Here is a 25,265-nt window from a genome sequence, read left to right on the forward strand (position 1 = left end):
ATTGAAGATTATCCTTCAAGCAATAGCTGCTCTGGATCTTCAAGTAAGTTTTTAATCGTGACAAGGAATCCAACTGCTTCTTTACCATCGACAATCCGGTGGTCGTAAGAAAGAGCTAAATACATCATCGGTCGGTTCTCAAAACGTTCTTCATCAATTGCCACAGGTCGAAGCTGAATTTTGTGCATCCCTAAAATTCCAACTTGAGGGCTGTTTAAAATTGGTGTCGAAAGCAGTGAACCAAATGTTCCGCCGTTTGTGATCGTGAATGATCCACCTTGCAGCTCATTTAGAGATAATTTATTATCTCGTGCTTTTTTCGCAAGATGACCAATTTCCTTTTCAATCCCTGCAAACGACAATCTGTCTGCATCACGGACAACCGGTACGACAAGTCCTTCGTTAGCAGCAACAGCGATGCCGATGTCATAGAATTTCTTCAAGACGAGCTCATCACCTTGAATTTCTGCGTTAAGCAGCGGATATTTCTTCAGTGCTGCTACAACTGCTTTTGTGAAGAAAGACATGAAGCCAAGCTTTACATCATTTTGTTCAAGGAAGGCATCTTTACGGCGTTTTCTTAAGTCCATCACAGCCGTCATATCTACTTCATTAAATGTCGTCAGCATTGCAGCCGTTTGCTGAACCTCAACTAAACGTTTTGCAATCGTTTGTCTGCGGCGCGACATTCTCTCACGTTCAATTGGCTTTCCTGGTTGTTCATTTTGCACCGCAGCATTTGCTTTTGGCGCGGCTTTTGGTGCACTTGCAGGTGCTTCATTCTTTTGATAAGAAGCGACATCCTGCTTTCGTACCCTGCCCAGCGGATCTACGGTTGGAATTTCAGATAAGTCTAGTCCCTTCTCTCTCGCTAGTTTTCTAGCTGCAGGAGAAGCGATAGTTCTGCCATTACCAGATTTCGGCTCTTCTTTCACTGCTTCTTCTTTTTGAGCAGCTGCCGGTTCATCTTTCGGAGCTGGTGCAGACTCTTGCTCAGGTGCTGGAGCTGCGGACTCGCTTCCGCCAGCTTCACCCGCTGCAATTGTTCCGATGACTTCTCCAACTTGTACAGTGTCACCAGAACCTTTCAGCACTTCTTTGAGTACACCAGATTCTTCTGCTGTCAGTTCGACATTGACTTTATCTGTTTCAAGTTCTAACAGGTACTCTCCCTGCTCCACATAATCGCCCGGCTGCTTTAGCCATTGAGCTATCGTTCCTTCCGAGATCGATTCCGCTAATTCAGGTACTTTAATTTCCGCCATTTTTCATTTCCCCCTTAGTTTTTGCGAGTCAAGCTATCAGATACAATTCGTTCTTGTTCTTTTTTATGCACAGTTGGATCACCCTCAGCCGTACTTGAACGTCTTCTTCGGCCGATGTAACGTACTTTTACTTTTTCAGGCGCAATTTCACGTAAATATGGCTCAATGTATCCCCAAGCCCCCATATTTTGTGGCTCTTCTTGCGCCCATACGATTTCTTCTAAGTTTGTTAGTTTTGATAAAATCGCTTTAATATCTTTGGCTGGGAATGGATATAGTTGTTCCACTCTCGCAATGTGAAGCCAATCTTTCGGCTCTTCCATTTGAGTAAAACGATCACTAATATCGATTGATACCTTCCCGCTAGATAGCACGAGTCGAGATACTTTTTCGTGATCATGCACAAGGCCTGGTTGTTCAAGAACTGGTTGGAACTGTCCATCCGTTAATTCCTGGACTTCAGACAATGTGTTCGGGTTACGAAGCAAACTCTTCGGTGTCATGATGACAAGCGGACGAATCTCTTCACGAAGCAGCATTTTCGCCTGTCTTCTAAGAATGTGGAAGTATTGCGCTGCACTAGTCAAGTTCGCCACTGTCCAGTTATTCTCAGCAGCTGATTGCAGGAATCGCTCTGTTCTTCCACTTGAATGCTCAGGACCTTGTCCTTCATATCCATGAGGCAAGAGCATCACTAGACCTGATTTTTGTCCCCATTTTGCGCGTCCAGCTGAAATAAATTGATCGAAATACACTTGAGCCGCATTTGCGAAGTCTCCAAATTGAGCCTCCCAAATGACTAACGTTTCAGGAGAATAGACATTATAACCATATTCAAACCCGATGACTGAGCCCTCTGACAGTGGACTATTATGAACAGTAAATGATGCGTTTGCATCACTCAGCTCATGAAGAGCAATAAATTCATCTCCAGTTTGACTGTCGTGAAGAACAAGGTTTCTTTGAGCAAAAGTACCGCGCTCTGAATCCTGTCCGGTCATTCGAATTGGCGTACCGTCTTTTAATATAGATGCAAATGCAAGTGCTTCCCCAAGTGACCATTCTACTTTACGGTCATCTGTAAACACTTTTGCACGTTTTTCAAGGATCCGTTTAAGCTTACCAAATACTTGGAAATCGTCCGGCCAGCTGATCAATTCTTCATTCAGCTTTCGTAATACATCAAACTCTACGGATGTATCCACTGCTGGGAAGCCATTTGATACTGGTTCTGGCAGTTCAATTTCTTGAATCGTATGCTCTTTCTTTGAAGGCACCTTTTGATAGGCTTCTTCTATTCTTGTCGCTACAGCCTGCTCGATTTCTTCTCGTTGTTCTTTTGTCAGAAGACCTTCTGTGACAAGTTTATCTGCAAAGATATTCTTGACCGTTTTATGCTTTCTGACTGCATCATATAGCATTGGCTGAGTTGTAGAAGGCTCATCCATTTCGTTATGACCGTATCTGCGGTAACCAATCAAGTCAATTAAGAAATCCTTCTTAAAGCGTTTGCGGTATTCTACAGCTAATTGAACAGCCGCTAAACATGCTTCCGGATCATCTGCATTGACGTGAACAATTGGAATCTCAAACCCTTTTGCAAGGTCACTTGCATATTTCGTCGAACGAGATTCATTGCTTTCCGTTGTGAACCCGATCATATTGTTTGCAATGATATGGATGGTTCCACCAACTTGATAGCCTACAAGTTGACTTAAATTTAATGTTTCTGCCACAATTCCTTCTCCAGGAAATGCCGCATCACCATGAATTAAGATGGCTAATGCCTTTTCAACGTCTTGTACTGGATAGCCCTTTTGAGTACGTAATTCCTGAGCAGCACGTGTGCTTCCTTCAATGATTGGATCAATGAATTCCAGGTGACTTGGGTTATTAGCAAGCGTGACTCTCGCACTCTTTGTATCTTCGTCTTTAATTTGACGATCTGCTCCAAGATGGTACTTTACATCACCTGTCCAACCGTAGCTGATGCCAATAGAGCCTTCTGATGGAACAAGCTCTTTATTTGGCGCATGCTGGAATTCTGAGAAAATAATCTCATATGGTTTTCCTAACACATGTGCTAATACATTTAAACGGCCTCTGTGTGCCATTCCAATGTTAATATTTGAAGTCCCTTGTGTAACAGACTCTGAAATAATTTCATCAAGTACTGGGACAAGTGCGTCTAAACCTTCTATCGAGAAGCGCTTTTGCCCAACAAATGTTTTATGAAGAAATTGTTCGAACTGCTCAACTTCTGTTAATCTCTTGAATACAGAAACTAGTTTATCGGCTGGTTTTTTCTTAAATAGTTCACCAGACTCGATTGATTTTGAGAGCCAGTTCCGTTCTTCGAAATCATGTACGTGATCAAACTCAAATGAAATGGTACGCTTATACGTATTTCTCAAATGGTTAATGGCTTCTATGCCGTTTGAAATGTGTTTTGGTGCGTCAGGACTAATAATAGAGATTGGAATATTCTTGACGTCATCTTCTGTTAAACCGTATTCCTTTAAAGGAAACAGCTCTTGTAATTCCTTTTCTTTGCGAAGAGGATTGACGGAAGCATTTAAATGGCCATACGTTCTGATGTCTTCTGCCAGTTTAACGACTGATGCTATCTTTTGGATTTGTTCAGAAGTAACTACGCTATTTTCTTTTTTCCCAATTTCCTCCTTCATTTCACTCGGTGGTGCACCAAGTTCATCAAATATGCCTCTTAGATCTTCATCAACACTAGTAGGATCCTGGACATACTGATCGTAGAGCTCGAGCACATAGCCGAGGTTCGGACCATGAAATTCTTCCCAACTCAACGGTTGTTTCACATCATTTTGAAACATTTTGAACACTACCCCCAACTTTGATCATCAAGTGATTGAACACTATCTCGATATAACTTCCAGAACACAATGACCAAATTTATGTAATAAAACGCTTCCAATAATATTCTACCACTGTTTCGGATTACTTTCTACATTCTTTGTTCAATTAAAGATAAAAAATTCACAGAAAAACAAAAAATTTAAATCATTCCGAAAAATATTTTGAAGAAAGGGGCAAAACCTTATGCCCCAATGCTTTTATGCAGTAATTTCTTCAGTAATGGATATAAAACATCTGGCAATGTATCGACATCTGGTACAAAAATGCTGAACTTGCCATACATATCTTGAATGGTTTTCATCTGCGCTTCTTCGATCGGTGAATTGGATAAAAACACATTGATTACCTCAATGCCTTTTTTCCTCGCCTCAAGAACTGCTTCATGTGTATCGACGATCCCATTTTGTTCGTAGCTGAATGCAGCTGGCTCTCCGTCGGAAAAAACAATGAGAAACTTTTGCTCTTCTCTTCGTTTTAATATCATTTTTGTCATTTGGCGAATTGCATAGCCATCCCGGTTATCCTCTTCTGGTTCAAGAGACATAATGGAAGGACCTGCATCAAATAAAGAATCTTTGAACGACACGACTGTGTTGAAATAGTTCGGCTGACTTGTTTCTGATGCATCGTTTGTATCTTCCCAAAACCCCACAATTTGATGTGGGACTTGAACGGACTTTAAGGCTTCATGAAATAGAACAATGCCTTTTTTCGTCTCATCCATCTTGTCAAACATGCTGGCAGAACAATCCACTAATAAAGTGAAAACAGCATCAATCTCCGAAGAAGGTGCCTGTTTTTTATAGAAAAGACGCGGATTCGACTCTGTAAAGTAACGAATGAGCTTTTTACTCAGACGTCCTGCATGAAGATCCGTTTTTGGCCATGTTTTTTTATGTTCGAGCGTTTTTTGAATCATCTGTTTTAACCGTTTCTGATAAGGCTCAATCTCCTTGGCGTGCTGCTTGTATACAACAATTTGTTCTGGCGCGGGAGGATCTGGTGACATCATGACTGGAAACGCGTATTTGTTCTCTTTTCCATTCTCATGAGCATCCGCTCCGCTTTCCTCGCCTTCAGCCTCTTCCAGCGCCTCAAGCTTTGAATAATCTTTTCGGTGAGTCTGCTTGGCAGAGCCTTGGACAGTGCCAAGTGCTTGATCTCCGTCATCGCCTTCTCTTGCTGCATCCTTCCCGAGATCACTTTTCCCGCCGTGCTCTAAATCAAATTGAAGGAAGCTTTTTGACGGCGCTTCTGTTTCTCGATGCCACACTTCCATATACTCTTGGTGGATGTCTTCATCGCCCTCTTTTTCCCGGTCGACTTTGATGTCTTCACTTAATTTAGGTTTTCTTTTTAAGTCATGAAACAGCGGTTCTTTTGCCGCTTTTTCATAGTCCAATTCTGGGAAGAAAAAGTACGTATTCAGCATATCTTTATCAAGAAGCTCATCAAAGCCTTCCATTAATTCTTTGACGATGACTGCGATATCTCCGGTTGAACGCGCTTCATATACACGCTCAAGACTTGATTCAATAAATGGAATCATTGGGTTGATCCGCTCGTGAAGAGGCGGAATTTCTTCTAGCGGTGAATCCGCTGTCAGCTTCACATACATTGCACAATAGAGTGCATCCGTTAAAATGCTCCGCTCTTGGTTAATCGTTAATTGCGTCTTAAAATGACGCCGGTACAGTTCTCTTCTTCGTTTAAATACCTTTTTTGTTCCTGGGCGGTCTCGTTTAATCTGCTCTTCAATCCGGATATCTTCAAAGAGCATAAACAATTGTTTACACAGGTCAGGAATGGACATTGTATGAGCATAGCGAATGATTTCCTGAAAGACAGTCAGATCACTATAAACGGTTCCAACTGCACGGAGGAATACATCACTTTTCAGTCCGGTTGTCATGTCTTCTTGTTTACGGTCATCCCAAAAATGACTGATGAAAATTTTCTTTTCAAAAGGATCATAGTAGGACTGCACCCCGTATTCAAGCTCGACATCATCACTTTTTGCTAACGTTTTGGCTAAATCCGTTAATTCCATAAATAAAAATGAATCGATTCTGCTGTCATTAAATTTGATGAATTTCAAAACTCAGAACCTCACTCGAATAATGTTTGGGCAATATTTCTTACCGCTGCTTTTTCCCGGTCATCTTCTAGCTTTTCAACAATCCCTCGTTCAACTGCACGAAGCGGCGGGATGTATTGCGCAAGATCACATGTGTCTAGAAGTGCGCGAATGGATGCTGCTTCTTCACTTACCTGCCCGTTGTGTGCCTGTGTAATGAGGTCTGATGAGAGCTGCACGAATTGATCGATTAAACGTTCATCCTTTAATACAGATTGAGATTGCAGTACATCCTTTAAGATGCCGCCGCCGATATATGGAACGTCAATGACAACAAAACGGTTTTTTAACGCTTCATTTAGAGGCACTGTGCCGACATAGCCTTCGTTGATTGCCGCTATCACGCCAAAGCCTTCATCTGCTCGAACGACCTCTCCTGTAAATGGATTTGTCATCATTTTTCTGTAGTCGAGTACACCGTTTAAAATAGGCAGAGTTTCTGGCTTTGCCATGTTGATTTCATCAATATATAAAAGATGGCCTTTTTTCATTGCTTTCGTTACGGGTCCTTCAATAAATTCAATAGAAGCAACTTGACCATCATTGTGAATGGTTTTATAGCCAATCAAGCTTTCTGCATCAAGATCAACCGAGCAGTTCACACTGTGCATCGGCTGCTGAAAGAAAGCAGATAAAGTTTCTGCTAGTTTTGTTTTACCTGAACCGGTCGGCCCTTTTAAAAGAACGTTTTTGCCGAGTGCTAGTGCAATCATCGCATCTTGTATGATAGACGTATCCTGTGATTCATAGCCGCCTGTTCCAATAAGCGGACGGAATTCTTCTTCTAGTCCTTTTGCTTTTGCTTCAATCATTGCTTGAATTTCTTCTGGGAGTGATTGTTCGTTAAACATGTGTGATTAATTCCTCTCTTCGATCATTTTCCTCACCAAGTATACTAAAAAAACCTTTATGCACTCAATACATAAAGGCTAGACATCTGTTATTTTACCATTTCTTTTGTGATCGCTCCGCATGCGATGCGTTTCCCTGAGTTTCCAGAAGGGTTGCTTAAGTAATCATCTGCTTCTGCATGAATGATAAAGCTACGCCCATTTTGATCGATTAATTGGTTCGATCCTCCCTTTAACGTCACATCTGGTACATTCACGACAACATCAATTTGTCCATCTGCCCCAACTTCTAAATTAGGCATATCTCCAGCATGGTGGCCTTTTGGGTTATCAAAGCCATGCTCCCGGTGTGTTGGATTAAAGTGAGCCCCTGCCGTTTCAAAATCTGGCGCTTCACATCTTCCTGTTTCGTGAATATGGAAGCCATGAGGACCTGGCGGCAGATTTTTCGCTTTCACATGTAAATCCAGTCCGTTTTCTGAGGAGTCTCTTACTTCGATACTTCCTATTTTTTGGCCGTTTTCATTGATGAGTGACGTGGTAACTGGTGCTTGTTTAGGCGCTGCAACTTCAATGGTTTCTTCTGTCGTCTCTTTTTTCGGCGGTGCATGACATGCTGTTGCGACAAAGACCAGACACATCATGATCAACCACATTGACTTTTTCATATGACTGCCCCCTTTTGATATCAGTATGGACAACCTGATCAATAGGCAAACAAAAAAAGCCGAAAATCGGCTTTTTTAGAAGAAACGTTTTGCACCTAAGTAGGCTTTTTTCCAATATGAGTTGCTTAAGTTCGAGATCCCCACACCGCTGTCACTTGCATGAAGGAAATCTCCTCCGCCAAGGTATAGCCCCATATGAGATGGACCCGCTTTGTACGTTGTGAAATAAACAAAATCGCCAACTTGAGGTGTGCTCACAGGTTTCATCATACTCCAGTAGCCTGCTGTGCTTAATCTGGATACAGACGAAACTTTATTAATGAGGTAATAAACAAAGCCGCTGCAGTCAAATCCAGATGGTGTATTGCCGCCCCATCTGTAAGGAATGCCTGTCAGCTTTTTCCCTTCTTGGATCATCGTCGTGATTTTTGCATTCATCGGCACATCATTTTTGTTATTATTGACCGGTGTTGTCGAACCGTTAGACGTAGAACCATTCGACCCTGAAGCTGCACCATTAATTTTGAGAACTTGTCCAATTCTAAGCACATCACTTTTTAAGCTGTTAGCTGTACGGATGGATTGAACTTGCACTTTAAATTGATTCGCAATTTTCCATAAAGAATCGCCTGATTTTACAGTATAAGATGTCGCTTTCCCATTTGAAGGCGGGTTGCTTGGTTTAGCAGGTGCTTTCGGCTGACTTGGTTTTGATGTAGCCGTCCCTTTTACTTTCAATACTTGATTTGGATAAATCATATCAGATTTTATCCCATTCAATGTTTTGATTTCACCAATCGACATATTGAGCGAATTCGCAATTTTCCAGAGAGAATCCCCTAATTTGACCTTGTATGTACTTGATGATGAACTATTTGAGTTCGTTGTCTTATTGTTTGTGCTGGAATTTGAAGAGGAGTTTGATGACTGGCCCCCGCTTGTCTTCGTGCTTCCAGATACCTTTAGCTTTTGTCCAGGACGAATTAAGTCACTGTTTAAGCTGTTTAGACTTTTCAAACTTGCGACTGACATTTTATGATTTTTTGCAATGAGCCATAAAGAATCTCCAAGCTTTACAGTGTAGCTTGATGTCGTTGAAGCATTTGATTTCGTTGCTTTTGATCCAGTTGACGAGCTAGATTTTTTGCTTTTTGCGCCAGGAATTTTCAAGCTTTGTCCTGCAAAAATCATCGTCGTTTTTAGTTGATTAAGAGATTGAAGCTCCGAAATACTTGTATTGTACTGTTCGGCAATCTTCCAAAGTGAGTCACCGCTTTTCACCTTGATCGTCTGTGCTTCTGCCGGTGCAGCAAACACAGCTGAGCCAGCGATCGCTGAAACTGTGAGGCCGGTTACTACTTTTTTCTTCATAGATGAATCTCCGCCTTTCATGATTTCATTCAATAAGACTTATGTACTAGTTTTAAGTTTGGCATTTAATGATTCTGCTTCTCTTGCACTATTTTATCTTTATTTCTATTATATTACTAGACATGTAGACGTTGGGCAATAACAAATAGGCTAAAGCAGTCAACTCAAAATGCTAAAACAAAGCCATATCGTTTCTATCGGCAGTTTGCTTTATTTATAAACATTTTTTAAGGAATTTTTAAGTTGACGTTTAGAAATTTGTCAAAACAAGCACGCTGCTAGTTTCATAGTTCTATTCTACATGACAAATTTTTCTGTATCAAATGACTTTTTACTCAATTGCCTGTTTTTTCTCCTTGAATGAAAAAAGCATTCTTCCGAATGAAGAATGCAGCGATTCATTTTTATTTCCTTATTTCAGGTTCTTTTACAGTGAGCGGATAAAGGATTCCTTCTTTCGCAAATGACATTTTTCCCGTTTCCTCTGAAACGACGAGAACAAGTGCATCGGTCATACCAGAGAGTCCGATCGCAGCCCTGTGTCTTGTCCCGAGAGAAGGACTGACTTTTTTTGAAGTAAGCGGCAGCACATTTGCCGCAGATACAAGTGTATTTTCTTTGACTAAAAGAGCACCATCATGAAGTGGATTTCCTGGGTAGAAAATACTTTCTATTAATGAAGCACTAATTTTCGCATGAAGATTTGTCCCTTTTTGAATAAAATCCTCGACCTCATCCCGCCTTTGAATCACAATCAGTGCCCCGTGCTTTTGTTTTGATAAGTTCTCAATGGCTAACGAAAATTGCGCAAATCCAGGTGTGAATTCTTCCATATACGATTGCAAATAAAACGAGGAAGCCTCTGCATGCATTTCATTAAACTCATCATGTAATGATTCGAGATCACAAAGTAGACATTGCTCAATCTCATCAAGGGAATCGATAATGTCACTTGCATCCTTCATGATTTTCATCAAGTGTGTTCTCATGCCCACTTTAAATTGGACTTCTTCATTCGTACGATTGATCATTGGACCTTTTCCCTCCTCCTTTTCGTTGTCATAAAATAACAAGTTATGCGCATTCTATTGTTATGGAGGTGACTTAATATGACCATTCAGAAAGTGATTCAATATGCTTGCAGCATTTTAGGTGTTGTCAGTCTTTCCTTTATTTATGCCCAAATGTTTAAAAAAACGAAGCCAACTAAGAAAAATAATCCGACAGAGAATTGATTTTTTTACATAGCATGATATAATCCTCTCGTTATTTCTGTTCAGAGAGGAACTTATGATGAGAGAAACAAATAGCATTCGAGCCAAGGTGACACTATTTTTAACCATTTTAATTCCGATTTTAATCACTCAAGCGGGTCTTTCGCTTATTACGTTTTTAGACACTGTGATGTCTGGAAAAGTGAGTGCAGAAGACCTTGCGGGTGTTGCGATCGGTTCAAGTATTTGGACACCCGTTTATACAGGGCTTGCTGGTATATTAATGGCCGTTACGCCAATTGTCGCTCAACTGATGGGCGCAGGGCATAAAAAGGATGTTCCCAAGGCTGTCTTTCAGGCGCTTTATTTATCCTTTCTTTTAAGTATCTGTGTGATTGCTATTGGAACAATTAGCATCCCTTACGTATTAGGGGGACTTGGACTTGAGCAATCCGTAGAAGATATTGCGCGGCATTTCTTAAGTTTTCTTGCTTTTGGTATCATCCCGCTGTTTGGTTATTCGGTGCTCAGGTCATTTATTGATGCATTAGGGAAAACACGTGTAACGATGTTCATCACGTTAACAGCACTTCCTATTAACTTTGTTTTAAACTATGTATTTATTTTTGGGAATTTCGGCTTCCCAAAGCTTGGCGGCGCGGGAGCTGGTCTTGCTTCTGCGATGACATATTGGGCGATTTTCATCATGAGTATTTGTATTGTCATGAAAGCAGAACCATTTGCCTCATTTCGTTTGTTTCAAAAACTGCCTCGAATCAATATCTCCCGTATGGGACAAATACTGAAAATCGGTCTTCCTATCGGGTTTGCGATCTTTTTTGAAACGAGTATCTTTGCAGCAGTCACACTATTAATGGGTCACTTTGATACTGTGACGATTGCAAGTCACCAGGCTGCAATGAACTTTGCTTCTATCTTATATATTTTACCGCTCAGTATCTCGATGGCTTTAACGATTGTCGTTGGGTTTGAAGCCGGTGCCAAGCGTTATAAAGACGCGCAAAGCTATAGCTATATCGGAATTGGAACGGCGGTATTATTCTCCTTGTGTACGGCAGCACTCATTTTATTATTTAGACCAGAGATTGCTGGTTTATACACAGCTGAATCGGCTGTTTTACAAATGACACAGCACTTTTTGATTTATGCGATCTTTTTCCAGCTGTCAGATGCCATTGCTGCACCCATTCAAGGGGCACTGCGGGGCTATAAAGATGTGAACTATACGCTCATTGCCGCATTTGTTTCATACTGGGTGATCGGTCTTCCTTCCGGCTATCTGATTGGCACCTATACTTCATTTGGAGCATTTGGCTATTGGATTGGTCTCATTGCCGGACTTGCCGCAGGTGCCATTGTCCTCTTTATCCGTCTCAGATTGATGGAAAAACGATTGCTTCAGCAAGCGCCCAATCACTAAATACGACACAAAAAAAGCAGCTGATCGATGTCAGCTGCTTTTTTATTTAGTCATTCCATTGATACGTCCAGAAAATTTCTTCATCGAACCATTTTTGAACAACAGGTTCTTTGTTTTTCAGCTTCTGTTCAAGCTCTCTCAGCATGCCTTCTGTTTGCGTTCTATGTGCTCTCAGTGCATTTAATTTGATATCTGCTACATCTGTAATGTCGATCGTAATGTCTGCATTACCCAGCACTTCTTCTCTATTTTTCGTAATGGCCATGCAGTATGTGACAGGACGGTCTTCTTTTTTCTTACGGTAAAGAGCGCGAATAACTGCTTCCCCTGTCGCATCATGATCAGGGTGTACACCGTGTCCAGGATAAAACGTCACAATCAGTGTCGGTTTGACTTCATCAATGATGGTTTCCATCACATCAGCTAAATACTCGTCGTCTTCAAATTCCAATGTTTTATCACGAAGTCCAAGCATACGTAAGTCTGTGATATCCATTTCTTTGCAGGCATTGATTAATTCCTGTTTTCTTAACTCAGGAAGTGTTTCGCGATTGGCATATGTTGGGCTGCCCATATTTCTGCCCATTTCCCCAAGTGTCCCGCATGCATACGTGACTGGGATGCCGCGTTTTCTGCTTTGTGCAATGAGACCTGCAACCCCAAACGATTCATCATCTGGGTGAGGCAGCATCACTAGTACATGTTCATTCATGACTCGTCACCCTTTCTTCTACACCTGAAATGGTGTTTCACTAATTTGTAATGAGATCGCTAGTTTCCCGTCTGGCAAGTGCCCTGCTAACAGCAGGCGGCCATGGTCATCAAACTCATAATCGGTTAATCCTTCTGCATAAATCCAGCCATCTTCTGTTTTCATTCCAACACGGTACGGACCTTGTCCTTTTATTTTCGCCTGTGAATAGACGACTTTCGCATTGCGGATATAGGCAACGACCGTCATATTTTGTTCATTTACATGAGCTGAATAAGAACCAGTGGTCGTTTCAAGATGAACGAAGACTGGACGATTTAAAAACGATTCAAGATATGCTGTGACATCTTCCGTTTGAATTGGTTTCATGAGTGGTTCCTTCCTTCATTTTGAATTAATTCGCGCAGCTTTTTTGTATGTAAGCTGATCAGCTGCAGCTGATGATCATGCCGAAGCCCACTTTCTAATATTCTCTCTACAGCGAGTACATATTTTTGATGAAATGATTTTCTCGCCCTCGGATGAGTGCGCGCATCGCTTAAATCATCACATATTGCCTCGTGTAAAGAAGACATATCATCGACATCAAGCTGACGATTTTTCCATAAAGATTGATAAGCAGCTGTAAGCTCATTGGCTGATGACATGTAATCACCTCTACAGTTTTGGTAACAACTTATTATGACATGATCCGCCTTCAAAAAAAAGCAAACTGCTCGTAGGACTTAATGAGAATTCGCTGTTTTTTTCATGCGTAATTGAGAGGTCGTAAACAATAAAATCGCCACCCAGATACAAAGAAACGTCACGATTTTAGCTGAAGATAAATGCTCGTGATACACAAACAACCCCAAAAACAGCGTAATCGTTGGTGCAATGTATTGCAAAATGCCCACTTGATAAAGAGGAATTCTTTTTGCCCCTTCAGAGAATAAAAGAAGCGGCACCGCAGTAAAGACCCCTGCAAAGAATAAGAGACCAAGCGATCCGAAGCTGTTAGGATTCATTGTCACCACAGGTTCTTTTAAGAAGAACAATAAGTACACAAGAGCTGCCGGGGCTAGAAGCAGCGTTTCAATTGTCAAACCAATGGCACTCGTGAAGCTCATTCTTTTTTTAATCAATCCATAAAAACCGAAGCTAAAGGCAAGTAATATTGCAACGACAGGAAATGAACCGTACTGAATCGTAGAAAGAATCACCCCAGCGGCGGCAATTAGAATCGCAACGGTTTGTAATTTATTGAGCCGCTCTTTCAAGAAAATGATCCCTAGTAAAACAGAGACAAGCGGATTAATATAATACCCTAAACTAGCTTCTAGCATAAGATGATGGTTGACTGCCCAAATGTACACATACCAGTTAACCGATATTAAAATAGCAGATAATAGTAATGAAAAAAGTGCCTTACCATCGAGCATGAGACCCTTCACTGTCTGCATTGCCGGCCGGACTTGTTTTAAATACAGAAGAATACCGCACATAAAAACAAATGACCATAAAATTCTGTGCGCTAAAATTTCGCCTGACGAAATATGTTCCATCAGTTTCCAATATAACGGGAATAATCCCCATAATGTAAAAGATGCTGCCGTGTAGAGAACACCTTTTGATTGCTGTTGTTCGTTCAATCTAACCATTCCTTTCTAAACCTATCGTATATTATAGCACGCACTCAAGCGAATGGGCATATACTAATTCAGGGCATTTAGAAAGGATGATTTGCATGTTTGACTGGAACCGATTATTCCCTTTTCAAAAGCAATTTTCAAAAGAAGCCTTAAAGAATTCAGACCCTAAAGACGTCGAGCAGTACGTCAATCAAGTGATGGAAAGTGTATTCGGATCCAATTATCCTGCTCAGTTCCCTTTTCAGGACCCACTCTCTCAACATCAAAAAACGAGAGAAACAGACGTCAAAAAAGAAAAAGAACCCGAAGTGGAAGTGTTCGAAACCACTGATCACGTGTTCGTTAAGATTGAGCTTGCTCGGCCGAGCACAGAAAAAGTAAAAATCAAACATACAGCCAACCTGCTGTTTATTGATCATTTTCCTGAGGAAGGCACGCAGAAGAAAGTCGTCCTCCCTGCTGCTGTCAAAAGAAAAGGAACGAAGGCTTCGTATCAGGACGGTATTTTGGAGATTATGTTTTTAAAGCATGATGATCCGGGGATTTCTGAAATCGATATTCCATTATAAAAAGCCTGCTTTGATATAGAAGCAGGCTTACTCTTTTTTCTTAATAGTATGGTGGATATCCTCCGCCATAAGGTGGTGGAACAGGCGGTGGTGGTGGGTAATAGGGACGGGGATAATTAAAAATCGCACTTCCTAAAAATCCGCCAAGCAGTCCGCCGACTAAAGGAGCGCCAAAACCAAAAAACAAAGGGACTCTGGATTCATATGGCGGAATGCCAGGGGCGCCGCCTCGGAAATACGGAGTATGAGGGTACATGCATTTCTCCTCCTTTGTCATGTGCCTAAGATCAGCATATTCATCAGGAGTCAAAACGTTTGGGCAAACCTGAAACTAGGCTTGTTCCTTTTTTTCATGAGATTCTGTATATTCCCCTGCCCACCTAGATACCTCATGAAACACATCATTTAGCGCATTTCCTTTTTCAGTTAAACAATAAATGACTTTCACAGGCGTTTCAGGCAATACAGTTCGCTTTATAATCCCTTCTTGCTCAAGTTCCTTTAAACGCTCTGCGAGCATTTTTTGACTGATAGATGGGATAATGTCCGTCATGTCTTTGAATCGCTTTGGACCATCAAGCAATACATGAATAATGAGACCATTCCACCTTTTGCCTAGCAGTAAAAAAGCTTGCTGAATGTGTGGACATAATTGAAATTCCATAAATTTCAGCCTTTCTTTTCATGATTGTTTGACAAACTAACGGTATACAATTTAAAATATCACTAGTTACAATAAGTAAGTTTCTCACTTTTTTAGTTATTGTACCATACTATATGCAAAAACGGGAGGAAATATCCATATGGCGACTGATCAAAAAACGTTTGACATTTTAAAACAAAGAGCTTCAGTAAAAGAGTATGATACAACTCATGAAATGACAAAAGAAGAGCTAACAGAGCTACTTGATATCACAACAAAAGCACCATCTGCGTGGAACCTTCAACATTGGCATTTTACTGTTTTCCACAGTGCTGAATCCAAAGCGAAGTTACTTCCAATCGCTTATAACCAAAAGCAAATCTCACAAGCATCAGCTGTTATTGCTGTACTAGGTGATCTTGAAGCGAATCAAAATGGAGAAAAAATCTACAGTGAGCTGGCAGAACAAGGGTTCATTACTGAGGACATCAAAGAAACATTGATGACTCAAATCAATGGCGCATACCAAAGCGAGCAGTATGCACGTGAAGCTGCGTATTCAAATGCTTCATTAGCTGCTATGCAATTAATGATTGCTGCAAAAGCAATGGGCTATGATACATGTCCAATGGGTGGTTTCAGTAAAGACGCCTATATCAAAGAATTCAATGTAAGCGGACGTTATGAGCCAGTCATGCTGATTTCAGTTGGTAAAGCAGCGAAAGAAGCTCATAAAAGCAATCGTTTCGACATCGAAGAAGTATCTGATTTTCTTTAGAAATAGCAAGGCCTCAGCTTTCATACTGGGGCTTTTTTTATTTGGTTTAAATATTATTTCTGCATATTTTCTTTTCGCTTTACCCCTTTTTCACCTCCACTTTTTCTCCTTTTTAAGAATGAAAGCGTTATATTAGTATGATATTCTTCAAAATGATTGTTTTTTCTGAAAATGGTCTTGTGATCTAATCTGACAACTGCTATTATTATGAAATTACAAAAAATTCAGGAGGAAATCATGAATAAAAAATTGATGCTCGCACTACTTATAGCGATTCCATTCATCGGACAGCTCGCACTGCTGCCCTTTGCGAATCGTATCCATCCATTTGTAATAGGCCTGCCTTATTTCCACTTCTGGCTCTTACTATGGATTGTTCTCACACCAGTCTGTACATTCATCATTTACCGGATGCAACATTCGAATGGAGGAACTGACTAATGCAAGGAAATTTGACAGCTTTATTGATTACAGCAAGTATCATTTTCATCGTCGTGGTCATTGGATTTGCCGCTGGCCATGATAAATCATCCAGACAGTCAGTAGAGGAATGGTCTGTCGGCGGGAGAAAATTTGGCGGGCTGCTCGTCTGGTTCCTCGTTGGTGCAGATTTATATACAGCTTATACCTTTTTAGGGCTCACTAGTACAGCCTATACAGCTGGAAGTGTCGCTTTTTTCGCTATCCCCTATTCAGTTCTAGCGTATTTTATTGCTTATTTCTTCTTACCAAAGCTATGGACGGTGGCGAAAAATCACAATCTCACAACGCTCGCTGATTATGCACGTGAGCGCTTTGACAGCAAGCTGTTATCCAGTCTAATTGCAATTATTGGAGTACTTATGCTCATTCCTTATATTTGTCTTCAACTGAGCGGGATTCAAGATACGTTAACTGTCGCTGGAACTAGTTATATTAATGTGAATGCAGTTGTTATTATTTCATTTATTTTAGTCGCACTTTATACATTTTTCAGCGGGATTAAAGGCCCTACATATACAGCCATTATTAAGGATATTCTCGTTTGGGTCATCATGCTGTTTATGGTGGTTTCACTGCCAATCATTCATTTTAACGGCTGGACTCCGATGATGAATACGTTAGCTAAGGAAGCGCCACAGCTTCTGACAATTCCTGACGGGGGTCCTAAAGGCATTTTATGGTTCATTACCGCTTCAGGTGTTTCTGCCCTTGCTTTGTTTATGTGGGCACATGCGGCAACAGGCGTATTTACAGCAAAAAGTGCAGATGCTATCCGTAAAAACAGCATGTTTTTGCCTCTTTATAACATCGTATTGATTTTGGTCATCTTCCTTGGATTTATTGCCTTTTTGGTCTTACCAGAAGATACGAATCCAAGATTTGCACTTCTTCATTTAATTCAAACATCATATGGCGGCGTGATGCAGGGTCTTGCTTATTCAACGATTGCACTGGCTTCCCTTATTCCATGCTCGATCATGGCCATTGGTGCATCGAATTTATTTGCCAATAATTTATATCGTGACTTAATTCATCCGAATGTATCACCTAAAAGATTGACCATCATCACTCGTTCAATGGTGTTTATCGTGATCGGACTGGCTCTTCTATTCGGAATGCTCTTCCCAACAGCACTTGTGACGCTTCAGCTCATTGGTGTTTCAGGGATGGTTCAAATCTTCCCAGCCATTGCGATCAGCTTGTTCTGGAAAAAACAATCGAGAGAAGCAACGATTGCGGGGCTAGTTGTTGGCATCATTGTCACCTTTACAGCCAATATCTCACAAGTCACGTTCGGTCTTTATGAAGGTTTTCTTGGTTTACTAGCAAACGTTGTGGTCATCCTAATCTTAAATCCATTCTTCCAAAAGAAGGTCACATCCAATTCTGTCATGAATGATCTATTTGAAAAAGATCAAGACAAAACAGAAGCGATTGGAAACAACGCGTAAACATAGAAAGAGCAGTCCCCCTAGGAGGACTGCTCTCAGCATGTAGACAAACCCTCGCATTCGTTGTCAGGTCTGCGCGCTGGTGCTCACGAATGTTCAATTCGCTCCGCAAAAGTAGCTGCCCTTCCTAGACTACAAAGGTTTTCTATCACGGTGAAAAGAAGACAAAGTGCTAAAATAAACATCATTTTAGCACTTTGTCAACAATCTAAGAGCAGTCCCCCTAAGAGGACTGCTCTTTCTTTATTTCATTTCTTTTTTCAAGACTTCAATGGCTTTTTTCATTTGAGTATCATTGTTCTTTAGCTTATTTTGGATCTTTGTCATCAGTACTGTCGTTGTATCTCCCGTCAGAATTCCGTCTGCTTTCAGATCGTTGTCTGTTTGGAAGCTTTTGACGATCGTCTGGAAGGCTTGATCGTACTCACCATTTGCTTTTGCTTTGTAGTCAAGCGCTTGAAACATTTTTTGAGCCGCTTTGACTTCATCTCCATTGTCATTCAACTGATACGTTTTTTTCGGGCTTAAGTATGGCAGCTTTGCATAACTTGGGAGCGATGCTTTAACCTGTGGTTCAATTCCTTTTTTGTGAATCCACGAACCATCCGGTGTCAGCCACTTGGCAATGGTTAATTTGACGCTAGAACCATCATTATAGCTTTGTGCATTTTGAACAGTTCCTTTACCAAATGTCTTTTCACCAATAATTTTGATACCTGAAGATTGGTGCAGAGCCGCCGCCATGATTTCTGCAGCGCTGGCTGAGCCTCCATTTACAAGGACAACTGCCGGCTGATGAACTTTACGTTCTTTTTCAGCCTTGTACTCTTCTTTCTTCCCTTTTTCTTCAACTTGCATGATGACTTTCCCTTTATCGATAAAGTCATTACTCATTTCAATCGCTTCTGTCATAATGCCGCCAGGATTATCTCTCAGGTCAATGACAAACCCTTTTGCCCCTTTTTTCTCGAGGTCATCAATGGCTTTATCTAACTCTTTTGACGTTGTTTCAGCAAAGGACGTAATTTGGATTTCCCCTATTTTGTCTTTTGTGAGTTTTGCATACACTGTTTCAACTGGAATGGTGTCTCTTGTGATGGTCACATCAACATTTCCCACTCCTTGACGGTTAAGGTGCAGCTTGACATCCGTTCCTTTTTTCCCTCTGATGAGAGAGACTGCTTGATTGACCGACATGCCTTTTGTGCTTTTTCCATCCACCTTTAAAATACGATCATGAGGTTTCAACCCGGCTTTTTCAGCAGGAGAGCCTTTAATCGGTGCGACAATTAAAATTTGTCCATCCTTCTCTTCTACTTGTGCACCAATTCCTTCAAATGATGAAGAAATGGTGTTGTTAAATCCTTCGGCTTCCTCCTGATCCATATATGTAGAGTATGGATCATCAAGTGATGCGATCATTCCTTGAATCGCACCATCTACTAGTTTTTGATCATCCGTTTTTTCGTAATACTCATCTTTTACTTTCGTATACGCAGCCATGAGTTTACTAAACTTCTCATCTCCTGAGACATTGACAGTCCCTTGTTTTGTGATCACAAATGTAATCGCTGAGGACAGTGCCGCTGTCACCAAAATAGCGATGACGATCTTAAATTGTTTTTTCAAAAAAACACCACCTTTATCTCCTTTCATTATTATCAAGGACGATGCATCATCCGTCAACCAAAGGATCGAAGTTCTCTTTGAAAAGATAAGCCATTTGACCTTACATTGCATAATCTTTAAAGAGGAACTTGATAAGGAAAGAAGGGATTTTATGAGTGATTATGTAGAAATGCTTGCCTATTTTGGCGTATCTAGTGCCCATCCTGGTGGAATTGAGTTAACAAAAACGATGCTTGAGCATATAAAATTGATGCCTGATGCGCGCATACTGGATGCGGGATGCGGGACAGGACAAACGGCGGCATATTTAGGCAATATCGGTTATCAGGTAGAGGCGATTGATACACACCCTTTGATGATTGAAAAGGCCAATTTGCGATTTGAGCGAGAAGAACTGCCGATCCGCGCATTGCAAGCATCGATTGAACAGCTGCCATTTCCAGATGAAGCGTTCACTCTTCTGATCAGTGAATCTGTTTTGAGCTTCACCAACCTTCCTGTTGCACTTGCTGAGATCAAACGCGTGCTTTCCCCTGGAAGTCAAATGATTGCAAATGAAGCGGTATTAAAAGCTCCCCTTACACAGAAGGAGCTTGCCGCCGTTCGAGATTTTTATGGGTTTCACGCACTCTTTTCACTTGAAGAATGGAAGGAGCAGCTAAAAGCAGCAGGATTTCATGACGTTCGCATTCTCTCATTTGATGAACACATGGTACAAGAGGAGCCGACGGAAATGGAATTATCTGAATATATCCCGCCTTCTCTTTACGAAACGATGCAAACACACTACGATCTGATTCAAGCGCACCGAAAGCAGCTAAGCCACATTCTATTTGAATGTACCGTATAAAATGAGCGAATCTCCTATATGTTTTGTCCAAACTCTATGAGGTCTCTCGCATAGGATAAGAGTGAATAGAGTTTGTCATAAGGAGGAAAAATATGGAGCGCTATCAAAAGCTTTGTCAGCAGCATATGGGGAAAGTCGCTAGAATCACAGATCGTAATGGCAGAGTACATGTCGGACGCATTGAGCGGGTGACAAACCGCAAAGTGTATATTCGTCCAGTCGGCGGTTCTCGCGGCGGCTTTGGCTTTGGTTATTACGGAGGGTATTACGGCTGGGGTGCCGCTTATGGCATCGGGCTTGGTTTCATTACAGGTTTCGCATTAGCAGGATTGTTCTTTTTTTAAAAGAAGAATAAAGAAGGCCCCCCGAATAGCTGGGAGGCCTTTTACTTTGATTAAATTTTCTTCACTTTGTTCATGTACTCTTCAAATGTTAAATCGTGATCATGCATCGCTTTTGCTGCTTCTTTTCCAACATAGCGCAGATGCCACGGTTCATATTCATATTTTGTAATGTCTTCTTTTCCTTTTGGATAACGAATGATAAAACCATATTTATAGGCGTTTTTAGCCACCCATTTGCCATCAGGTGTTTCACCAAACTTTTCAGAGATGTCAAAACCGGCACTTTTTGAGGAAATGTCCATCGCAAGGCCTGTTTGGTGCTCACTTTCGCCTGGTAAAGCTACTGCTTCTTGCGCTTTGTCTTTGCCTTTTAACTTGACTTCACTATCAAAAATGACCTTTTGACGGTCATAGGAGCGATAGCCAGATACGGCAGCCAGCTCGAAGTTTTTCTTTTTCGCATCTTTGAATAATGTCTCAAGTGCTTCCGCTGCTTCTTTACGAATATATCGTTTTTCAATATCCTCTGAAAAAGAGAATTCTACTTTTGGTACAACGAGGTCAGAAGGTTTATAGGTTCCTGGTAATGCGTATTCTTTGTTGACAAGTGCTAGCACGTTTGCAGGATTTTGAATGGTTTTCAGCCCGCTTACCACTTTGATGTCATTGAAATATTCACTCTTTAATGTCAGCTCTTGATCCGATGAATCTGCTGTATTGTTTGAGTTTTGCTGGGTAGATGAATTTGCTGCGCTCTTTTGTTCGTTTGTTTTGTTCGATTCAGATGTACCGCTTTTTTGATCCAGCAACTGGCAGCCCGATAGTGCGGCTGTCAAACCAAGAATCGATGCGATTGAGAGTATTTTATAGCTTTTCTTCATGACATACCTTCCTTTTGCTCTTCTAAAAAAATAAAGATGCGCTACATCGTAGCACACCCTTTATACTATTATAAAACGGAGTCTAGCGCAATTAAGATCATTTCGTCAAATGTCGTTTGACGCTCTTCAGCCGTTGTTTCTTCTCCTGTGAGAACATGATCACTCACTGTCAGAATGGATAACGCTTTTCGATCAAATTTTGCTGCAAGCGAATATAGAGCGGTTGTTTCCATTTCAATTGCTAGAATTCCGTATTGAGCCATGAGCTCAAGTGGTTTTTCATTGTAAAATTGGTCTGCTGTAAATACATTACCGACACGTACAGCGACATTTTTTGCTTCTGCTGTGTCGTATGCTTTCTTAAGCAGTCCAAAATCAGCGCAAGGTGCGTAATCAATCGGTCCAAACGCCACACGATTCATTTGTGAATCTGTTGAAGATGTCTGAGCTAAAATGACATCACGTACGTTGACATCCCTTTTGATAGCCCCGCAAGATCCGACGCGGATTAAGTTTTGAACATCATAGCTTTGAATGAGTTCATTCACATAAATCGAAATAGAAGGTACGCCCATTCCGGTCCCTTGTACAGAAACGCGCTTTCCTTTGTAGGTCCCAGTATAACCATACATTCCGCGCACTTCGTTATAGCATTCGACATCTTCTAAATATGTATCTGCAATATATTTCGCACGAAGCGGATCGCCTGGCAGCAATACCGTTTCTGCAATTTGTCCTTTTTCTGCTCCAATATGTACACTCATTTTTTTAGCCTCCACTTACGTTTACTATGTGATTTGTCCTATTTAGTATAAACGATTGAGCCCAAAAAAGAAAATACCAGCTGAAGCTCAAGCTGGCATCGAAATTCTCTATTTAACTCATCGTCAACAGTCGCTCACTGCGTTTCCATCCTGCCGGAAAAAGCTGATAATAGCACTTTCCTTTTTTCTTATCATCAATCACAACAATATCGCCTGTTGTCATAAACCGTGCATTGTAATCACTAGGGACTGTATCATGTACATTAAATGTCGAGAATGCTTTTTCCAGAACATCCAGGTGTGTTCTGCCGCCAATCTTTGTCCGGTACACAGGCTGATGCCCGCTTGCAGCGCCATATTCAGGTGTCTGATAAATGGTTAAGTGAAATGCTGAAGGTTTCTTTTGAAAAAATCTCAACGTCAATTGCATTCAAATCCCTCCCCTTTTATATAAAATTGGCTGGGATCTGTCAATTTCCTTCTTCTATTTTTGTCGAATGACAGACAATTTTTCGTCAATCTTTTTACAAATGAGAAATAAAGCAAGTCCTATCGCAAAACCGCCTGCAACATCTGTCAAAAAATGAACGCCGATATACATTCTGCTGATCCCAATCATAAGAACACAGATCCCTGTGATCAAGTAGACGATTTTTTGTCTTTCTTTCAGCCATGGAATCAGTTCAACGAATAGATAAGCTATAAATGGATAGATTGTGGCTGCATTCATCGAATGTCCGCTCGGAAAGCTGTAATACGTTTCATTGACAAGATGATCAAAGGCCGGGCGTTCTCTAGCAAACAGCCCCTTTAGTTCATGATTGATGGTTTTTTCTGTGAGATATAATAGAAAAAGCATCATGATAGAGTAATAGCGCTTATACATGAATAGGACGACACTAAAAATGAGCATGATGGGCACGAGAAGCGCACTAATGCCAAAGTCCGTCAAAGTCAGCATGACATCATTTAAAAAAGGGAGTCTGATGCTCTCAAACCATAAGATGATCTGGTTGTCCAATGCTTGACCAGCTCCAGATACCATGAGCGCAGCTATGGCGCCAAATAAAATCAAAAGAAATAGGATGTACACGCGAAAGATTCTCCTCCCTCTCTCTTCAGAATCTCTTCAAAGTATAGTGCCTACCACGCCTCTTCTTCAACTATCATTGTTTTTTTCAGCATATATTCAAACGTAATGTCAGCCAGCTCAAACGTTTCCAGCTCAGCAGGTATGTACCCTCTTTTGACCAGCTCCATGTAGAAGAATTCCGCAATTTCCTCTGTATCGATCACCAAATCTGCTTCTTTCATGACATTCCGCCTCCTTTTTTATGATGTATGAACGACGCCTGTTTTTTATTACAGTTTGTCATAATGGCTCATTCCATACATATAAATGCAATAAACAAAAAGAAAAGGGGTTTGAGGCAATGAAATGGTTCAGCATATTAGATGGAGAAACGTTTGATCAGGTGATGGGCCGTATCTTGAGGGGATGGTTTTATGTGATTGTTTTTTTCTGTGTGCCTTATTTTTTATTCGTGTTAGGACAAGTCTTTCTTTAACCAAAATGCTCGTGTAAACTTTCCAATATAAAATCCATCATGTCCTTGTATTCTGGATCTTCGAAAAATTCGTAGAGAATTTTATAGTCATTATAAATATCAAGAAGCTCATCCACTATAGATACAGCGAGAAATTCTAGTGATGCTTCGCTTTCTTGTTTCTCTTCTAATTGTAATAGAGCCGTTTGCACCATATCTTCTTCCATTTCTTTTGAGGTTTCACCGACGTAATGCACAAAAAGAAGCTGATGCACGAACTGGTCCATCTCATATTTCCTCAGGACAAGCGTTAAGTCTTCCTCTTCTGTTTCCAGCCACTCTCCGTCCTTTAGCCTTGTGAGTTCGTAAATGACATCTTCCCAGCCGTCATCAAGGTATCGCCATATTTCAGTCCGATGGCCAATAATTTTAAATAGCTCTTTTCCGTAATCTTTTACATATACAACATCGCCAATGAGGAACTCATATTCAATGTCCAGCTTTTCTGTATCCACAATCACCCCGTCGTACTCATCGTAAAGCTGAAGTGATGTTTCAAAATAAAGCACCTCATTATGATTGACCTCATACAAATAGTGCTGGTCAATTTGATGGACTTTTGTAATCGTTCCGACTGTGCCGTACATGACAACGACGACAATATCCCCTACTTGATATTTTGGTGCTTTCGCCTTCATTCTGTCTCCCCCTTGCCCGACTTTTGGTCTTAACGTATCGTATGCCGGCGCAAGGAATTCTGCATGGGCAACCACACCATGCAAAACGCCATTTTATTTCTCATCAAAAAACCGCTTCTCCCATCTGGAAAAAGCGGTTGTGTGTTATTTTTTTTTGACTTCTACATCATATTGCTCAAACGCTTCGTCAAATGTTGTCATTGAGCTTAAATAATCGCCGTTTAATTCTAAATAGGCACACAGCTCATGATAATCAGTGGACGCTTTCGGGAAGCTGTGATCCTCATAAGCAGCATTTGCAAAATGGCTGATTTCATCTTTCGGTTTTGGATGTCTGTACTTCATTAAATAATGGTAAAACGACTTCACCTGTTTTTCCCTCCGCGACACTCTATTTTGTTGTTATATTATACAGCAATTTGATGACTTGTATAGGCGGAGGTACA

29 protein-coding genes are annotated in these 25,265 nt (G+C 41.0%); 8 read left to right on the top strand and 21 right to left on the bottom strand.

The genetic code is table 11. The annotated features are described in order from the left end of the window. Nucleotides 1-8 precede the first annotated feature (8 nt). The 7 genes from odhB to cdaS all read right to left on the bottom strand — a co-directional run bounded on the left by odhB (nt 9) and on the right by cdaS (nt 10,215). Nucleotides 9-1,265 (bottom strand): 2-oxoglutarate dehydrogenase complex dihydrolipoyllysine-residue succinyltransferase, encoded by a 1,257-nt coding sequence (odhB, locus tag MKY18_RS09580; protein ID WP_342497497.1) that lies wholly within the window; start codon nt 1,263-1,265, stop codon nt 9-11. Nucleotides 1,266-1,279: 14 nt separating this feature from the next. Beyond that, entirely contained in the window at nt 1,280-4,114 is a 2,835-nt protein-coding gene (gene sucA, locus MKY18_RS09585; protein ID WP_106065437.1) for a 2-oxoglutarate dehydrogenase E1 component, read from the bottom strand. Between the two features lie 224 nt (nt 4,115-4,338). Then, on the bottom strand, nt 4,339-6,255 hold the full coding sequence (locus MKY18_RS09590; protein WP_065098195.1) for a VWA domain-containing protein: 1,917 nt from the start codon (nt 6,253-6,255) through the stop codon (nt 4,339-4,341). A gap of 11 nt (nt 6,256-6,266) precedes the next feature. Continuing rightward, nucleotides 6,267-7,145: a MoxR family ATPase gene (locus tag MKY18_RS09595; protein WP_003215912.1), complete on the bottom strand. Its 879-nt coding sequence runs from the start codon at nt 7,143-7,145 to the stop codon at nt 6,267-6,269. 89 nt (nt 7,146-7,234) lie between these two features. Continuing rightward, nucleotides 7,235-7,813, bottom strand: coding sequence for a superoxide dismutase family protein (locus tag MKY18_RS09600; protein ID WP_106065440.1), 579 nt, complete (start codon nt 7,811-7,813; stop codon nt 7,235-7,237). A gap of 75 nt (nt 7,814-7,888) precedes the next feature. Continuing rightward, complete coding sequence (locus tag MKY18_RS09605; RefSeq protein WP_185108864.1) at nt 7,889-9,184, bottom strand: peptidoglycan endopeptidase; 1,296 nt, start codon at nt 9,182-9,184, stop codon at nt 7,889-7,891. Between the two features lie 404 nt (nt 9,185-9,588). Then, entirely contained in the window at nt 9,589-10,215 is a 627-nt protein-coding gene (gene cdaS / locus MKY18_RS09610; protein ID WP_113768483.1) for a sporulation-specific diadenylate cyclase CdaS, read from the bottom strand. A gap of 78 nt (nt 10,216-10,293) precedes the next feature. Between cdaS and MKY18_RS09615 the strand changes: the two genes are divergently transcribed. Beyond that, complete coding sequence (locus MKY18_RS09615) at nt 10,294-10,419, top strand: hypothetical protein (RefSeq protein ID WP_258395179.1); 126 nt, start codon at nt 10,294-10,296, stop codon at nt 10,417-10,419. A 58-nt stretch (nt 10,420-10,477) separates the two neighbouring features. Then, the gene (locus MKY18_RS09620) at nt 10,478-11,839 is read left to right on the top strand and encodes an MATE family efflux transporter (protein ID WP_113768484.1); all 1,362 of its coding nucleotides are present in this window, start codon (nt 10,478-10,480) and stop codon (nt 11,837-11,839) included. A 46-nt stretch (nt 11,840-11,885) separates the two neighbouring features. Here MKY18_RS09620 and bshB2 read toward each other — a convergent pair whose 3' ends face one another. The 4 genes from bshB2 to rarD all read right to left on the bottom strand — a co-directional run bounded on the left by bshB2 (nt 11,886) and on the right by rarD (nt 14,191). Continuing rightward, complete coding sequence (gene bshB2, locus MKY18_RS09625) at nt 11,886-12,551, bottom strand: bacillithiol biosynthesis deacetylase BshB2 (RefSeq protein WP_012010261.1); 666 nt, start codon at nt 12,549-12,551, stop codon at nt 11,886-11,888. Nucleotides 12,552-12,569: 18 nt separating this feature from the next. Then, a complete protein-coding gene (locus tag MKY18_RS09630; RefSeq protein WP_342497498.1) occupies nt 12,570-12,920 on the bottom strand; it encodes a YojF family protein in 351 nt (116 codons plus the stop codon). Then, nucleotides 12,917-13,198, bottom strand: a complete 282-nt coding sequence (locus MKY18_RS09635) for a hypothetical protein (protein WP_003215525.1) — start codon at nt 13,196-13,198, stop codon at nt 12,917-12,919. Before MKY18_RS09635 ends, MKY18_RS09630 begins: the two co-directional genes overlap by 4 nt. A gap of 78 nt (nt 13,199-13,276) precedes the next feature. Beyond that, a complete protein-coding gene (gene rarD / locus MKY18_RS09640) occupies nt 13,277-14,191 on the bottom strand; it encodes an EamA family transporter RarD (RefSeq protein ID WP_044141205.1) in 915 nt (304 codons plus the stop codon). Nucleotides 14,192-14,277: 86 nt separating this feature from the next. On the opposite strand from rarD, the gene MKY18_RS09645 reads away from it, so the two are divergent. Further along, nucleotides 14,278-14,751, top strand: a complete 474-nt coding sequence (locus MKY18_RS09645) for a hypothetical protein (RefSeq protein WP_003216069.1) — start codon at nt 14,278-14,280, stop codon at nt 14,749-14,751. Nucleotides 14,752-14,791: 40 nt separating this feature from the next. On the opposite strand, the gene MKY18_RS09650 is transcribed toward MKY18_RS09645, so the two are convergent. Together MKY18_RS09650 and MKY18_RS09655 are read right to left on the bottom strand one after the other, a co-directional pair. Further along, nucleotides 14,792-15,007, bottom strand: coding sequence for a hypothetical protein (locus MKY18_RS09650; protein ID WP_044141204.1), 216 nt, complete (start codon nt 15,005-15,007; stop codon nt 14,792-14,794). A 75-nt stretch (nt 15,008-15,082) separates the two neighbouring features. After that, a complete protein-coding gene (locus MKY18_RS09655) occupies nt 15,083-15,415 on the bottom strand; it encodes a winged helix-turn-helix transcriptional regulator (RefSeq protein ID WP_044141203.1) in 333 nt (110 codons plus the stop codon). Between the two features lie 139 nt (nt 15,416-15,554). Here MKY18_RS09655 and MKY18_RS09660 point away from each other — a divergent pair, with 139 nt between their 5' ends. The 3 genes from MKY18_RS09660 to MKY18_RS09670 all read left to right on the top strand — a co-directional run bounded on the left by MKY18_RS09660 (nt 15,555) and on the right by MKY18_RS09670 (nt 18,106). Further along, nucleotides 15,555-16,172, top strand: coding sequence for a nitroreductase family protein (locus tag MKY18_RS09660; RefSeq protein ID WP_044141202.1), 618 nt, complete (start codon nt 15,555-15,557; stop codon nt 16,170-16,172). A gap of 237 nt (nt 16,173-16,409) precedes the next feature. Beyond that, complete coding sequence (locus tag MKY18_RS09665; RefSeq protein ID WP_185108249.1) at nt 16,410-16,613, top strand: DUF3311 domain-containing protein; 204 nt, start codon at nt 16,410-16,412, stop codon at nt 16,611-16,613. After that, nucleotides 16,613-18,106, top strand: coding sequence for a sodium:solute symporter (locus tag MKY18_RS09670; RefSeq protein ID WP_185108247.1), 1,494 nt, complete (start codon nt 16,613-16,615; stop codon nt 18,104-18,106). The genes MKY18_RS09665 and MKY18_RS09670 overlap by 1 nt, the downstream gene beginning before the upstream one ends. Before the next feature lie 243 nt (nt 18,107-18,349). Here MKY18_RS09670 and MKY18_RS09675 read toward each other — a convergent pair whose 3' ends face one another. Further along, nucleotides 18,350-19,735, bottom strand: coding sequence for a S41 family peptidase (locus MKY18_RS09675; RefSeq protein WP_044141199.1), 1,386 nt, complete (start codon nt 19,733-19,735; stop codon nt 18,350-18,352). A 151-nt stretch (nt 19,736-19,886) separates the two neighbouring features. On the opposite strand from MKY18_RS09675, the gene MKY18_RS09680 reads away from it, so the two are divergent. Together MKY18_RS09680 and MKY18_RS09685 are read left to right on the top strand one after the other, a co-directional pair. Next, a complete protein-coding gene (locus MKY18_RS09680) occupies nt 19,887-20,585 on the top strand; it encodes a class I SAM-dependent methyltransferase (protein ID WP_044141198.1) in 699 nt (232 codons plus the stop codon). Between the two features lie 92 nt (nt 20,586-20,677). Further along, a complete protein-coding gene (locus MKY18_RS09685) occupies nt 20,678-20,929 on the top strand; it encodes a hypothetical protein (RefSeq protein WP_003216113.1) in 252 nt (83 codons plus the stop codon). Nucleotides 20,930-20,979: 50 nt separating this feature from the next. Here MKY18_RS09685 and MKY18_RS09690 read toward each other — a convergent pair whose 3' ends face one another. The 7 genes from MKY18_RS09690 to MKY18_RS09720 form a co-directional block, all read right to left on the bottom strand. Beyond that, nucleotides 20,980-21,810: a M15 family metallopeptidase gene (locus tag MKY18_RS09690; protein ID WP_044141197.1), complete on the bottom strand. Its 831-nt coding sequence runs from the start codon at nt 21,808-21,810 to the stop codon at nt 20,980-20,982. Nucleotides 21,811-21,878: 68 nt separating this feature from the next. Further along, nucleotides 21,879-22,574 carry a purine-nucleoside phosphorylase gene (gene deoD / locus MKY18_RS09695; protein WP_012010274.1) on the bottom strand — a complete coding sequence of 232 codons (696 nt, stop codon included), beginning with the start codon at nt 22,572-22,574 and terminating at the stop codon, nt 21,879-21,881. A gap of 112 nt (nt 22,575-22,686) precedes the next feature. Continuing rightward, on the bottom strand, nt 22,687-23,004 hold the full coding sequence (locus tag MKY18_RS09700; RefSeq protein ID WP_044141196.1) for a YodL domain-containing protein: 318 nt from the start codon (nt 23,002-23,004) through the stop codon (nt 22,687-22,689). A gap of 54 nt (nt 23,005-23,058) precedes the next feature. Further along, nucleotides 23,059-23,667 (bottom strand): phosphatase PAP2 family protein, encoded by a 609-nt coding sequence (locus MKY18_RS09705; protein WP_113768486.1) that lies wholly within the window; start codon nt 23,665-23,667, stop codon nt 23,059-23,061. 50 nt (nt 23,668-23,717) lie between these two features. Continuing rightward, nucleotides 23,718-23,888: a YozD family protein gene (locus MKY18_RS09710; RefSeq protein ID WP_003216084.1), complete on the bottom strand. Its 171-nt coding sequence runs from the start codon at nt 23,886-23,888 to the stop codon at nt 23,718-23,720. A gap of 250 nt (nt 23,889-24,138) precedes the next feature. After that, the gene (locus MKY18_RS09715) at nt 24,139-24,819 is read right to left on the bottom strand and encodes a hypothetical protein (protein WP_012010279.1); all 681 of its coding nucleotides are present in this window, start codon (nt 24,817-24,819) and stop codon (nt 24,139-24,141) included. A gap of 144 nt (nt 24,820-24,963) precedes the next feature. Next, on the bottom strand, nt 24,964-25,188 hold the full coding sequence (locus MKY18_RS09720) for a YozE family protein (RefSeq protein WP_044141194.1): 225 nt from the start codon (nt 25,186-25,188) through the stop codon (nt 24,964-24,966). Between the last annotated feature and the right edge of the window lie 77 nt (nt 25,189-25,265).

The sequence above is a fragment of the Bacillus sp. FSL R7-0672 genome (assembly GCF_038601465.1).
GTDB lineage: Bacteria > Bacillota > Bacilli > Bacillales > Bacillaceae > Bacillus > Bacillus pumilus.

Excerpts from the sequence above, each read along its gene's own strand:
- odhB (WP_342497497.1), bottom strand. The coding sequence starts at position 1,265 with ATGGCGGAAATTAAAGTACCTGAATTAGCGGAATCGATCTCGGAAGGA.
- sucA (WP_106065437.1), bottom strand. The coding sequence starts at position 4,114 with ATGTTTCAAAATGATGTGAAACAACCGTTGAGTTGGGAAGAATTTCAT.
- MKY18_RS09595 (WP_003215912.1), bottom strand. The coding sequence starts at position 7,145 with ATGTTTAACGAACAATCACTCCCAGAAGAAATTCAAGCAATGATTGAA.
- MKY18_RS09600 (WP_106065440.1), bottom strand. The coding sequence starts at position 7,813 with ATGAAAAAGTCAATGTGGTTGATCATGATGTGTCTGGTCTTTGTCGCA.
- MKY18_RS09605 (WP_185108864.1), bottom strand. The coding sequence starts at position 9,184 with ATGAAGAAAAAAGTAGTAACCGGCCTCACAGTTTCAGCGATCGCTGGC.
- cdaS (WP_113768483.1), bottom strand. The coding sequence starts at position 10,215 with ATGATCAATCGTACGAATGAAGAAGTCCAATTTAAAGTGGGCATGAGA.
- MKY18_RS09615 (WP_258395179.1), top strand. The coding sequence starts at position 10,294 with ATGACCATTCAGAAAGTGATTCAATATGCTTGCAGCATTTTAGGTGTT.
- MKY18_RS09620 (WP_113768484.1), top strand. The coding sequence starts at position 10,478 with ATGAGAGAAACAAATAGCATTCGAGCCAAGGTGACACTATTTTTAACC.
- bshB2 (WP_012010261.1), bottom strand. The coding sequence starts at position 12,551 with ATGAATGAACATGTACTAGTGATGCTGCCTCACCCAGATGATGAATCG.
- MKY18_RS09630 (WP_342497498.1), bottom strand. The coding sequence starts at position 12,920 with ATGAAACCAATTCAAACGGAAGATGTCACAGCATATCTTGAATCGTTT.
- MKY18_RS09635 (WP_003215525.1), bottom strand. The coding sequence starts at position 13,198 with ATGTCATCAGCCAATGAGCTTACAGCTGCTTATCAATCTTTATGGAAA.
- rarD (WP_044141205.1), bottom strand. The coding sequence starts at position 14,191 with ATGGTTAGATTGAACGAACAACAGCAATCAAAAGGTGTTCTCTACACG.
- MKY18_RS09645 (WP_003216069.1), top strand. The coding sequence starts at position 14,278 with ATGTTTGACTGGAACCGATTATTCCCTTTTCAAAAGCAATTTTCAAAA.
- MKY18_RS09650 (WP_044141204.1), bottom strand. The coding sequence starts at position 15,007 with ATGTACCCTCATACTCCGTATTTCCGAGGCGGCGCCCCTGGCATTCCG.
- MKY18_RS09655 (WP_044141203.1), bottom strand. The coding sequence starts at position 15,415 with ATGGAATTTCAATTATGTCCACACATTCAGCAAGCTTTTTTACTGCTA.
- MKY18_RS09660 (WP_044141202.1), top strand. The coding sequence starts at position 15,555 with ATGGCGACTGATCAAAAAACGTTTGACATTTTAAAACAAAGAGCTTCA.
- MKY18_RS09665 (WP_185108249.1), top strand. The coding sequence starts at position 16,410 with ATGAATAAAAAATTGATGCTCGCACTACTTATAGCGATTCCATTCATC.
- MKY18_RS09670 (WP_185108247.1), top strand. The coding sequence starts at position 16,613 with ATGCAAGGAAATTTGACAGCTTTATTGATTACAGCAAGTATCATTTTC.
- MKY18_RS09680 (WP_044141198.1), top strand. The coding sequence starts at position 19,887 with ATGAGTGATTATGTAGAAATGCTTGCCTATTTTGGCGTATCTAGTGCC.
- MKY18_RS09685 (WP_003216113.1), top strand. The coding sequence starts at position 20,678 with ATGGAGCGCTATCAAAAGCTTTGTCAGCAGCATATGGGGAAAGTCGCT.
- MKY18_RS09690 (WP_044141197.1), bottom strand. The coding sequence starts at position 21,810 with ATGAAGAAAAGCTATAAAATACTCTCAATCGCATCGATTCTTGGTTTG.
- deoD (WP_012010274.1), bottom strand. The coding sequence starts at position 22,574 with ATGAGTGTACATATTGGAGCAGAAAAAGGACAAATTGCAGAAACGGTA.
- MKY18_RS09700 (WP_044141196.1), bottom strand. The coding sequence starts at position 23,004 with ATGCAATTGACGTTGAGATTTTTTCAAAAGAAACCTTCAGCATTTCAC.
- MKY18_RS09710 (WP_003216084.1), bottom strand. The coding sequence starts at position 23,888 with ATGAAAGAAGCAGATTTGGTGATCGATACAGAGGAAATTGCGGAATTC.
- MKY18_RS09715 (WP_012010279.1), bottom strand. The coding sequence starts at position 24,819 with ATGAAGGCGAAAGCACCAAAATATCAAGTAGGGGATATTGTCGTCGTT.